Here is an 11,601-nt window from a genome sequence, read left to right on the forward strand (position 1 = left end):
AACGATGCACAGTGGAATAGGTTGCAAAGCCTGGCAAATGAAAATGGGAGGAGCCGGCCCGCCGAAACGACTGGCGTATCACATCGCTTGAGGTCCAATGGCTTGGTGGCATCCGACCCAAGAGGCTGCGAATACCTGACTGATCAAGGGGCGCGTCGATTGAGTCAGGGCCGGTAGCAGTGTGGGCTGCAGACGCTCTGAAAGTCGCCGCCAGCGCCCCGGCTCGGTCCCGAATGGTTCGCGGGCTCGCTGTTGTCGCAGCTTTCTCGCTCTGCCTCCATCACTGAACGAAAGCGCTGCAGGTGGCATTGGTCGTTGTCAAAGGCATACCCGCGCGCAAGCATCACGCTGGGTCCACCTGAACCACCGCTCCTTCCGGCAACGCCGCCCATGCGATCCATTCGCCCACGGCGATGCGGTGCGTCGCTTCGTCCGATTCGACATGGCCGTATCGCAGCACGAACCCGCGTTCCGCCAATTTCAGCGTCAACTCGAAACCCGGCCAGTCCGCCGGCACCCTGGGCGTGACCGAAAGTCGGTCCCCTCGCACCGTCAGCCCCAGCAGGGTCTCGACGGCGGCCCGATGCAACCATCCCGCCGAGCCGGTGTACCAGCTCCAGCCTCCGCGACCGGCGTAGGGGGCCCCGCCGTAGACGTCTCCAGCCATCACGTAGGGCTCGAGCTCATACAGTGGTCCCCTTTGCGGATGTCGCGCGCGATGTGCGGGGCTCAGGCCCTCGAATGTGAGCCAGGCCGCTTCGACATCGCCCTCCAGTGCTTGCGCCATCAGTGCCCACACGGCCGCGTGCGAGTACTGCCCGCCGTTCTCTCGCACGCCGGGGGGATAGGCCTGGATGTATCCGGGGTTGTTCGTCGATTGCACCAGGGGCGGGTGCAGCAAGCGCATCAAGCCGTGGGGCACGTCATGCAGGAGTTCTTTCATCGATGACAGCGCTCTCGACGTGTGTTCCTTGTCCGAGGCACGCGAGATCGTCGCCCACGCTTGGGCGATCAGGTCAATGCGGCATTCCTCATCGCTCGATGAGCCCAGCGGCGCGCCGTTGTCGAAGAAGGCGCGCCGGAACCACGCGCCATCCCAGCCCGATGCATGCAAGGCCTCGACCCAGCCCCGCCGAGCCGTCTGCCATCGCTGCGCTCGAACTCGATCGCCGCGCGATTCCGCAAACGGCGCGAAGCGCTCAACCACATCGCAGAGGAACCATGCCAGCCAGACCGACTCCCCGCGGCCCTCATGGCCGACGCGGTTCATACCGTCGTTCCAGTCGCCCGTGCCCATCAGCGGCAATCCGTGTATGCCGGTCGCGAGACTGCGATCGATGGCGCGCGCGCCATGTTCGTACATGCTGGCCGCCCGGGTGCCGATCTGCGGCGCGTAGTACGCGTCCTCGGCCCCAAGTGCAACTTCCGGCCCTTCGATGAAGGGCGCTGTCTCATCGAGCACAGAGCGATCCGCCGTCACGTCGATGTAGTGCGAAACAGCATAGGGCAGCCACAAGAGATCGTCTGAGAAATGCGTGCGCACGCCTGCGCCGCCTGGCATGTGCCACCAGTGCTGTACGTCGCCTTCGGGAAACTGACGCGCCGCATTGATCAGTATCTGGTCGCGAAGACGCGCCGGATCAGTCAGTGCAAAGGCCATTGCATCCTGCAGCTGGTCGCGAAAGCCGAAGGCGCCGCCGGCCTGGTAGAAGCCGGCCTTGGACCAGAGCCTGCATGACAGCGTTTGGTACATCAGCCAACGGTTCACCATCGCATCGAAGAGCGGGTCTGGCGTGCGCACCTGCAGCCGACCCAGCAGTTCGTCCCAGAATGCGCGCGCCTGCGACAACGCTTCGGCACCGCTGCGTTGCTGCCAGCGGCGGGCCATCTGCATAGCGGCCTCCGGATCGTCCGCGTGTCCCAGCATGAAGGTGAAGCTGACGCTCTCGCTGGCCGGCAGGCTGAACTCGCCCGCGATGGCCGCGCAGCTATCGAGGCCGCTGCCGCCGCGCGCGTTCAGTGTCTGAGGCAGTTCGATCGCGCCTTGGCCGCCTGAGAAGAATTCGCCGCGGTCACAGGTCCACTGTGCCGCTGCGTTGAGCCCTGCAAGTTGCACGAAGGCGGTGCTGCCGCCGAAGCCTGCACTCGATTCGCGCTGCTGGCCGAACACCGCTGGCAGATCATTGGCCTTCCACGTATGCACGGTGCGGCGCTCCCCGCGCGCCGCCCCGAGTTGCCACTCCACCATGGCAAGCGCACGTAGCCGGCGCGCACTTGCACCGTCGTTGCGTACTTCGACGTGCACAAGCTTCATCCGCTCGTCACGGTCAACGAAGAATGTCGTTTCCATCATCACGCCGCGGTGCAGGCACTCGAAGACGGTGTAGCCCTGGCCATGGCGCACGCGGTGCGTTGTGGCGGTGGCGGTACTTGATCCCCCAGGCGTCAGCGGTAGCAATTCGCGAGTGTCAAGATCTTCCAGCAGGTAGTGTTCAAACGTCGGGTCGCAGACAGGATCGTTGGACCAGGGTGTGATCTGGTGGAGCCGGCTGTTCACGGCCCATGTGTAGCCGGCGCCCGATTCCGAGACCTGAAAGCCGAACGACGCATTGGCGATGACGTTGATCCAGGGCCGCATCGGGCGACGGTGCATGTCGATATCGAAGCGGAACTCGCCGCTCTCGGGGTCGAAGTCGCCTTGCAACGAGTTCGCTGCTGCATCGACTTGGCGCGCTTGCGGGGCCGCCTGGACCGGCGGAGCCGCCAAGCGCACTACCCTGGGAAGGTTGTTCGGGCTGACTGCGGCCTGGCGCAGCGCTGCCACCTGGGATTCGAGCGCTCTTCCGTCGGCGGTAAAGACCACGCGCGCCAGACTGGACAGCGCCGCTTTTTCCGGAGGCGCCACTTCGGCGTCGCGCAGCAGGTAGAACCCCGCGGCGTCGTTGCGCGGGAAGCTGTTCTGCGTCTGTTGGCCGACACGAGTGCGCAGCGCTTCGATCTCCCGTTGCAGCGGCATCAGGTATGACTGCGGCTCGCTATTGAGCACCACCAGGTCACAAGCCACGCCGCCAAATCCCCACCAAGGTTGCGCGCGCAGCAACGTGTCGACCAGGCCCATTCCAGCGATGGAGTGGATGGTGACCAGAACGATCGGCTTGTCGCCCGAAATTCCGAAGCGCCAGATCTGATGCAGGTCGATCAAGCCGCGATCGCGCATGACACGAGGCGTGGTGTATGTAAGGATCGTGGTGAGGTCCTGCAGCGCCACGTTCGTCGCCGGGTCGATGCTCAGGTCGCGCAATCTCACCTGCGCGAGAGTGGCTGCCATGCGCGTCGCGCGTTGGACGTGCATCGGCTGCGCATACCGATCGATGCGGGGCATCAGTTCCTCCGCGCTGTCGGCGGCAGCGGTCGCAAAGGTCACGCGCGCAGTGGCTCCTGGCGCAATCGAAAGACGCACGCGCAAGCAGGCAATAGGATCGAGGCCATTGATCGGCAAGCCGTCGGCCCCCCGCGGTTGCGGATCGAGCACCGGCGTCGCGAGCGTGCGATTGCGCCCGACGAAGGCGCGCCGGTCGGTCATGCAGTCGACAGCCAGCACCAGAGCATCGACCGCTGCGATGAAGTGCGCGGCCGCCATCATGGGTTCGCCTTGCAGCCGAGGCTTGCGGGACATCCGCAGCGCGCGCCAATCCGGGTCCCAGCGGCTCTCGAGGAAAAGATTGGCGAAAGCCGGGTGCGCCTCATCTGCCTTCGGGTCGGAGAGTACCGGCTCAAAATATGAAAAGAGTTCCATGGTGCGCGTCTCGGCGCCCGTGTTGTGCAGCGATACAGTGCGCAGTTCCGTGTCGTCCTCGGGACTGATAAGCACCGTGATGCGCGCCTGCAATCCCGGCCCGCTCGCGTCGAACTGAACCTGGTCGGCCAGAAAGCGCGCACGGTAGCGCCAGTCTTCGCCCGGGGCAGGCAAGGCTGTCAAGGAGGCCAGCGCGCTGCTGCCTGCATCGCGCACGTAGAAGAACGTGCCGTAGCCGTCGCGCAGCGGATCGTCGCGCCAACGGCTCACGTTGAACGCCCGCCAGCGGCTCACGCCCGCGCCATTGGCGCGCAGCGCCACTGTGTATTGACCATTGGACAGCAAGTGCGTGGGTTGAAAGCCGCGCTCCATCGGATCGACCACCCGTGGTTGATAGATGGGAGGCGCTTCGCCAATTGCCGGCACTGGCGGTGTGCGCGGATCCGCGCTGCCGATGATCTGCCGCGGCGTACGCTCGTGAAGCAACGACTGATGCGCCTGCACGAGGGGTGCGCTGCCGAACCAGCGGCGCGGCGCACCGTTGCGCGCGGCGTTGCAAAGCGCCACGAGCGTCATGCCGTGGTGATGGGCCATGACATTGCGCACGATGGTAAAGGGCTGGCCGGCGGGCTGACGCGAGACGGTGAAATCGACCGCGTCGAAGAAGCCGAACTCGCCGCGTGTGCCGAGCGACTCGAGCAGACGAAGGTTCTCGAAAGCATCGACCGGCCGCAGCAGCGCCGCCATTGCGGTGGCGTAAGGCGCGACTACGCGATCGGTCGGGGGCGTTCTACGCAGCGCAAGGCGGGGCACGCCAAAGGGGGAGTACTGGTAGGCGAGCGAATGGTCCCGCGCGAAGTAGGCCGACTCCGAAACGCCCCATGGCAGGTTCTGCGTCGAGCCGAAGTTCTGCTGCTCACTGATGGCGGCAAGGTTGGCGACTTGCAGCAAACCGCCGACCGGCTCCGCCATCACGAGCGCCGGCATCAAGTATTCGAACATCGAGCCAGACCAGGACTTGAGGCCGGCTCTCACGCCCACCGAGAGAAAGGGCCTGCCGAGTGCCATCCAGTGCCGCTGGGGGACGTCGCCCTTCGCAATGGCAAGGAAGCTCAGGAGGCGCGATTCGGAGGCGAGCAGGTCGTAGTAGCTCGCATCGAGGGCGTTCTCTTCGACCCGCAGGCCGATGTGAAAGAGGTGCCGCTTGACGTCATAGAGCCCTCGGAAATCCATTCCGGCGCACAAGATCTCGCAACGCCGAGCGATCGTCTCCAACTGGATGCTTCCGGAAGAAAAGCTGCGGCACGCCTGCGCAACGGCAATCAGATGGCCCGCCAGGTTGCCGCTGTCCACGCTCGATACATAGGCGGGCGGCAGCATCCGCAGCGTTTGCGTGTCGTACCAGTTGTAGAGATGGCCTTCATGCTTTTCGAGCCGATCGACAGTGTCAAGCGTCGCGGTCAGCCGAGCAGCAAGCGCTGGCGTGTCGATCCACCCGAACTCACGTGCACAGCAGCATGACAGAAGGTACATGCCGATGTTGGTGGGCGAAGTTCGATGGGCAATGATCGGTTCGGGATCGAGTTGCAGGTTGTCAGGCGGCAGATGGTTGTCCTCGGGGCCGACCACGCGCTCGAAGAAGTGCCAGGTGTCGTGTGCCAGGGCCTCGAGATAGCCGTGCTGTTCGCCAGTCAGCGCGCCTTCGATTGGCGTGCGGCTGCTCCACCAAGCGACGAGGGGGGCGAGCATCCACAGCACGAAAAGAACAGCACCCACTTGGGGGTGCGGGCTCCATAGCGACGCCACCGCGAGCGCGATGCACACCGCGCTCGTCAAACCCGCACCTCGCAGGAACGCAGGCAGGTCGTAGCGCGCCTGCATTTGCGCCTGGGCTGCGGTCGTCCATTCGAGCAAATGTCGCCGACTGACTGCGATCCGCCACGCAGCGCGTGCGGAGGCGTCCAGAAGCAGGAGCGTCTGCGCCGCGAGTTGCACGAACTGCCATGCACCGCTGGCCGTGGCGCGAAGCAACTCGACGGAACCGACATCAAAAAAGTGGGGCAGCTCGATCGAGCGCCGCGTCGGCACCAGCCCCGCGAGCGCTCCCAGCAACGGACCGAGAACGAGCGCCGCGCCCACAGCGGTGAGCGCCCAGCTCAAGGGGAATGAATCGGTGAAGACAACCCATGCGAGCAGCGCCGCGGACGCTGGCACTACCATGGCACGCCGCAGGTTATCAGTCATCTTCCACAAGCCGAGTGCGTCAATTCCGAAGCGTCGCGCGTGCAACATGAACGGCAACAGCTGCCAGTCGCCGCGCGTCCAGCGGTGAATGCGCGAGGCGGCGACACCGGGATGGTGGGGATGGTCTTCGAGCAGGACCAGGTCGCTCACCATCGCACAGCGGGCAACCGTGCCTTCGAGCAAATCGTGGCTCAGCACGAGGCCATCGGGCACGCGCCGATCCAGCGCGAAATGCACGGCCTGCACATTGAGCAGGCCCTTACCGGTGAAGGAGCCGGTGCCGAAGAAGTCTTGATAGATGTCGAAAGCGCCGTTGCTGTAAGGGTCGAGTCCGCATTGGCCCGCGAACATCCAGTGAAACAACGAGCGCTCGCGCCGCTCGGGAAAGGGTGCGACGACGCGCGGCTGAAAGATGCCAAAGCCAGCAGCGACGCGTCGGCCGACTTGGTCGATCTGCGGCGCATTGAGGGGATGAGCCGCCACCGCGACGAGTTCGCGTAGCGTGCCTGGAGGCAGGCCGGTGTCGCTATCGAGCGTCAATACATAGGGGATTCGTGCCGCAAGCCTAAATCCCGCGGCCATCGGAACAAATCCGCTCGTATCGCCGACCGCGAGCACCCGCAGCAGCATCTCGAGCTTGCCGCGCTTTCTCTCCCAGCCCATCCAGCGCTGTTCGGTGTCGGACCACGTTCGTGGACGATGCAGAAGCGCGAAGCGAGGAGGAGCGGACGCCGGAGCGGGATATACCTCGTTGAGGGCTGAGACGCGCCGGACTGCGTCATCCAGCAAGGCCGAGTCGTCCGGCATCTCGGCGTGCGGCGCATCTTCCCAGTCCGTCAACAGCGCAAATTGCGCATGGTCCTCGCGACTCGCAAGCCAATGGAGCTCGAGGCGATGGACAAGCTGCGCATTGGCTTCGAGCGAATCCAGCATGGACGGAATGACCACGAGTACGGAATGCGCTTGCGGAATGCCCTCCGCAAAATCCAGCCGCGGCAATGCGTTGACATGGGTCGACTCAGCCAAGATGCGGTGCAGCAGCGCAATCACTGCTTCAGAAAGCGGCCAGGCAAGCAGTACCAGCGCCACGATCGACTTCCAAGTTGCGACCTGCCATCCGACGCGATCGAGTTCGTGTACCGCTGCTGCGAGCAGCAGCGCGATGCCGCTGATGATCGTGATCACGTAAAGCGGCAGGCGCCAGTTGCCGGGCGCAGTCTTCGGCTGCGCGAGAGGGCGCGCGCCGCTGCCGCCCGCCGCCAGCGCAGCGATCAATGACGTACGACCTTCACCGAAGAGGTAATAGCCTGCCGTTTGTTGGGCCAGCAACCAAGGGTCCGTGTCGTCCTCTGGCTTGCGCGGCTCGGCCACGGCGTCAGATGCCTGGCGCAATACCTCCCGAGCGACTTCGCTTTCAGGGTGGCGACTTGTGCGCGCGACCTGCTCCATGGCGTGAGTGATCTGCCGTCTGGTGATTTCACTTTCGCGGCTGAAGCTCGGCAGTGTTCGCAGCACGCGCAAAGACCGGCTGACCGGTTCGATCAAGTCGGCCCACTCGAGCTGGCCGATCATGCGCAGCGTCGTGATGATGTTGCCGACGGTGAGATTGGCGGCCGCCTGCGCGGTTTGCGCCTCTGCAATCAGCGCGGGACCATTGGGGCAGTGTTGTTCCGTCCACTTCACGAGCACAGGTAAGTCGTCCCCGTGCTCGACCGGAAGACGCTGCCACAGTTGGGTGAGATAGATCCACTGCATGCCGCGGCTTTGAAGCGCGCGGTACAGCACATCCAGGTCCTGCACGCACAGCGCCCCCGCCGCATCCCACACTGCATGTGCGATCTCCCGTGCGGCCTTGTGCTCGGCGATGCTTTCGGCGACGCGCCGCAGATTTTCCAGCAGCACCACGCGTAGCGTCGTCGGTAAAGCCCACAGTTCACCGAGCGCGAGTTCGTCGACGTCTTGATAGGCGTTGAGGAAGGCGGTGAACAGCTCCTCGTTCAGCACGCTGTCGGTATGGGCCACATAGGCCCAAGCGATACCGTAGACGCGCGGCAGGCCGGTCAAAGGTTCTTCGGAGAGCTTGGGCAGGCGCGCGTAGTAGCTGCGGGGCACGCCCTCGCGAATCTGATGGAGTTGCGCCTCGACCAAATGAAAATTGTCGAGCAGCCATTCGGCCGCCGGCGTCACATAGCGGCCGCTGCGCGAAGTCAGTGCGATGTAGTCGAAGGACTCGCGCAGCGATTCGAGGTTTTTGTCCACCCTCGGGAAAAAAGGAGCGCTGCCGCCGCGAGAGGCGTCGTGCTGCACCACCTGCGCGCGGGCCAGGCTTTGGCCGTGCTGCTCGAAACGTTGCGCACCGAACAGCTCCGCCCGAATCGGGGGTTCTACCTGCGGATGGGGGCCAAAGAGGAGACGGCGTGCATATTCGCTGAGCATGGCGAGCCGGGCGACGACCGCAGCGGCACTCAAGCGACCGCGAACAGTCCGATGCCGAGCACCGCGGCCACGCAGGCCATGGTCACGAGGCGGCCAGCGGCGACTGAACGCACCCGCTGTAGATGGCTCCTGATCGAAAACCATCGCCCTCGTGCCAACGCGCAATGTCGCATGTGGGCAGACAGCGCGTCAAAGTCGCCGGTGATGAATTCGATTTGAGAACCGGCGAGCAATTGGGGGGGCGACATGGCGAAGATTCCTGTGGACGAACCTTGACCACCGCGCAATTGCGAGAGCTGTGAACGTGACTGTCAGGGTACTCTTAATTGCAGACTCTTGTGTCTTCTTTGTCTGGTTTCGACGTAGGAAGCTGCGCCTTGTTCAGCGAATTTGCTTGCGGGAGGTCCTGGATGCGCGCCTACGCGCCCGAACAAGCGGGCGTCTTCGCTTGTCTGCAGAAGACGCCCGCGGCCCCGTCACGCGTGGGGACCACGCGATGCCATGCTCGCTACCTCAAGTTGCGCTGCACTGATAGTTCGCGCCATCGTTGATGTCACCGCTACCCTTGTATTTTGGGTACGCCGGGTATTGGCAGAGCGGGCGCGAAAACAGCGTTGCTCCGGACGAATTCACCTTGGTCGCGGCTGGCGTGCCCGGGTCAGTACCCTTCTCCACCCAGGCCATGGTCGGCGTCAGCAAGTCGAAGGTGTCAGCGCCCGGTCCGCCTCCGCAGTGGTTCACACCAGCAGCAATGTAGAGCCGCGAATTGGCAGCAGCTGCGGCACCTGCCGACGAAGCCACGGGCTCCCATGTTCGGATCGTGTCCCTATGCGACAGCAATGCATCGTCGGAGCCGTGCCAAATCACTATCTTCTTGCCTGCCTTGAGGTAGTCGGAAAGGCCGCTTACCGATGCACTGAAGCCGTAGTAGCCATCAATCACGCCCGCGATGCTAGGGTAGTAGGTGTCTACGCTGAAGCCGGAAGGCGACCAATTCGCGTCGTTGAGGACAATGTTCCTCATATGGCCCACGCCGAGCGAAGCATAGGCCGGGCCCCATTGGGCCATGCTTCCGACGCCGAAGCCCGAGTAAATCGTTCTGCCGTCCACCAGCTTGAGGTCCGTCATGAGCGCCTTGACGGCGGAGGCTTCGTCGGCAGTCAGGCCTGCCGCAGCGGGGACGTCAGTCGTTGGATCGAATTGGCATGCTGACCAGTTCGAGACGATTCCGTCGGCCGCCCCGTCAAGTGCATCGCACTTGGCAACGGCGGCGGCATTGACCGCCGCGAGCTTGGTCGACGAGGGCATTGCAAGTGCCGATGCACGCGTCCACTGCTCGATCTGGCCAGGGAGATTTCGAGTTGGCGCGCCCGCGATAACAGCATCGAAATCCGAGCCGTACTTTGCCGCGGCGTTCAGCGCTCCTCGGCCCCCGTTCGAACAGCCTTGGTAGTACGAGTAGCTGGCTGTCTTCGCGTAGTACTTCTCCGCGACTGCCTTGCCGAATTTCGTAGCAACATTGATGGCGGTATGCGCATACAGCTGCACGACAGCAGAGTTATTCAGGAGTACGGCACCGCTCGGGTCGCGGTGGCCACCATTGTTCGCAGTGAGCACCGCGTGCTGCGACAAGGCGACGTTTGTTTTTCCCACGGGAGGAATGGAGCCATCGAACCCTCCTCCGCCCTGCTGAACAAACCGCCGCTGCCAGACATCGGGCAGACGGACCTCAATGTCGTGCTGCGTGCCAACCTGCGTTCCATTGACCTTGCAGTACGCTGGCAACGTTGCTGTGGCGGGAACGTTCACGGCGGCCGTAACTTGGACGTTCTCGATGGTTTGCCCCGCCAGCGTGTCGCACGAGATTGCTGGGGCGACGTCAGCGGTAGGTGATTCGCCACCTCCGGTGGGTCCGGGGGCGGTTCCACTCGAAGGTGCGCTACCGCTTGGTGTTCCAGCAATTGGCGGGAGAGCGTACCCGCCGCCGCCGCCGCATCCAGCAATGAGTGCGGCCGCTGCAACAAAGCAAGCCAAGGGCACTCGAAGCGAAGCAGGTTCCGAGGTTTGAACTGAAGGAATCATCACGTTTGTCTCCTGTGGGTTGTTGTGGGTGAAGCGATTCGGAGGCTTAGTCGAGCCTGATGGAATTTGCCTTGATGACCTTCCCCCAGCGCTCTCGCTCCGCTTCCACATAGGCGGTCATCTGTTGTGGTGTGCCAGGCATTCCTTCCAATGCGAGGGTTTGGAAGCGGGCCTTGACCGGTGTCGAGTTGAGCGCTTCCTGCAACGACTTGCTCAGCTTCGAAACCACCTCAGCGGAGGTGCCGGCTGGGACGACCAAACCTTGCCATGCATAGGCAGTGAAGTCCTTCACGCCTTGCTCGCTGAGAGTGGGAACGTGAGGCATCGTGGCCAACCGAGACGGGCTCGCGACGCCGAGTGCGCGCAGCTTCCCTGTGGCGATGTATTGCTGCACGCTCGCCGTATCGATGAAGCCGAATGGAATCTGCCCGCCCATCAAGTCCTGAACGGCAGGGGCGGCGCCTCGATATGGCGCGTGCTGCAAGCTCAAGCCGGTGCGCTCCCGAAAGAGCTCCGCTGCCAAGTGGTGGGGACTCCCGACTCCTGCCGATGCATACGCTACCGGTCCATTGGCCTTGGCCCATTCCAGAAACTCTGCAAGGTTCTTCGCCGGCACATTCGGACTGATCACCAGCAGCATGGGGAATCGTGCGAGCATGCCGACAGGTTGAAAGTCCTTCGCAGGGTCGTAGGGCAGCTTCGAAAACAACCACGGATTGACAGCCAAGGTCGCAAAATCCGCAGACAACAAGACGTGCCCGTAGTCCTTGGAATTCGCCACGTAGCCCGCGGCGATATTGGTTGCAGCGCCTGGCTTGTTGTTGATGACAATGGCCTGACCGAGCGACTTGCTCATGGCGTCGCCCACACTTCTTGCCACAACGTCCGAGCCGCCACCGGCAGCGTATCCAACAACCCACTCAATAGGCCGGCTATCCTGAGCGAACGCCGGAAGCGCAGGCATCGCGGCCGCGAGAAGCCCGGTTTGCAGCACGCTGCGACGTGAAAGTTTTATGCGGTTCATCTTGTCTCCGTTGGTAGTT

The 11,601-nt window shown here is 63.6% G+C and carries 4 protein-coding genes; all 4 read right to left on the reverse strand.

Features of this window, described 5'->3' with window-relative positions:
* Nucleotides 1-343: 343 nt before the first annotated feature.
* Nucleotides 344-8,509 (reverse strand): glycoside hydrolase family 94 protein, encoded by an 8,166-nt coding sequence (locus AC1DSF_RS17175; protein ID WP_478125652.1) that lies wholly within the window; start codon nt 8,507-8,509, stop codon nt 344-346.
* The gene (locus AC1DSF_RS17180; RefSeq protein ID WP_478125653.1) at nt 8,506-8,724 is read right to left on the reverse strand and encodes a hypothetical protein; all 219 of its coding nucleotides are present in this window, start codon (nt 8,722-8,724) and stop codon (nt 8,506-8,508) included. Before AC1DSF_RS17180 ends, AC1DSF_RS17175 begins: the two co-directional genes overlap by 4 nt.
* A 265-nt stretch (nt 8,725-8,989) precedes the next feature.
* Nucleotides 8,990-10,669 (reverse strand): tannase/feruloyl esterase family alpha/beta hydrolase, encoded by a 1,680-nt coding sequence (locus tag AC1DSF_RS17185; RefSeq protein ID WP_478125654.1) that lies wholly within the window; start codon nt 10,667-10,669, stop codon nt 8,990-8,992.
* Nucleotides 10,605-11,582 (reverse strand): Bug family tripartite tricarboxylate transporter substrate binding protein, encoded by a 978-nt coding sequence (locus AC1DSF_RS17190; RefSeq protein ID WP_478125655.1) that lies wholly within the window; start codon nt 11,580-11,582, stop codon nt 10,605-10,607. Before AC1DSF_RS17190 ends, AC1DSF_RS17185 begins: the two co-directional genes overlap by 65 nt.
* Nucleotides 11,583-11,601: the final 19 nt, after the last annotated feature.

This window comes from Variovorax sp. 01N429 (genome assembly GCF_056399425.1).

Bases quoted from the DNA above. Each gene is read 5' to 3' on its own strand.
- AC1DSF_RS17180 (WP_478125653.1), bottom strand. From the start codon at position 8,724: ATGTCGCCCCCCCAATTGCTCGCCGGTTCTCAAATCGAATTCATCACC.
- AC1DSF_RS17185 (WP_478125654.1), bottom strand. From the start codon at position 10,669: ATGTGGAAGCGGAGCGAGAGCGCTGGGGGAAGGTCATCAAGGCAAATT.
- AC1DSF_RS17190 (WP_478125655.1), bottom strand. From the start codon at position 11,582: ATGAACCGCATAAAACTTTCACGTCGCAGCGTGCTGCAAACCGGGCTT.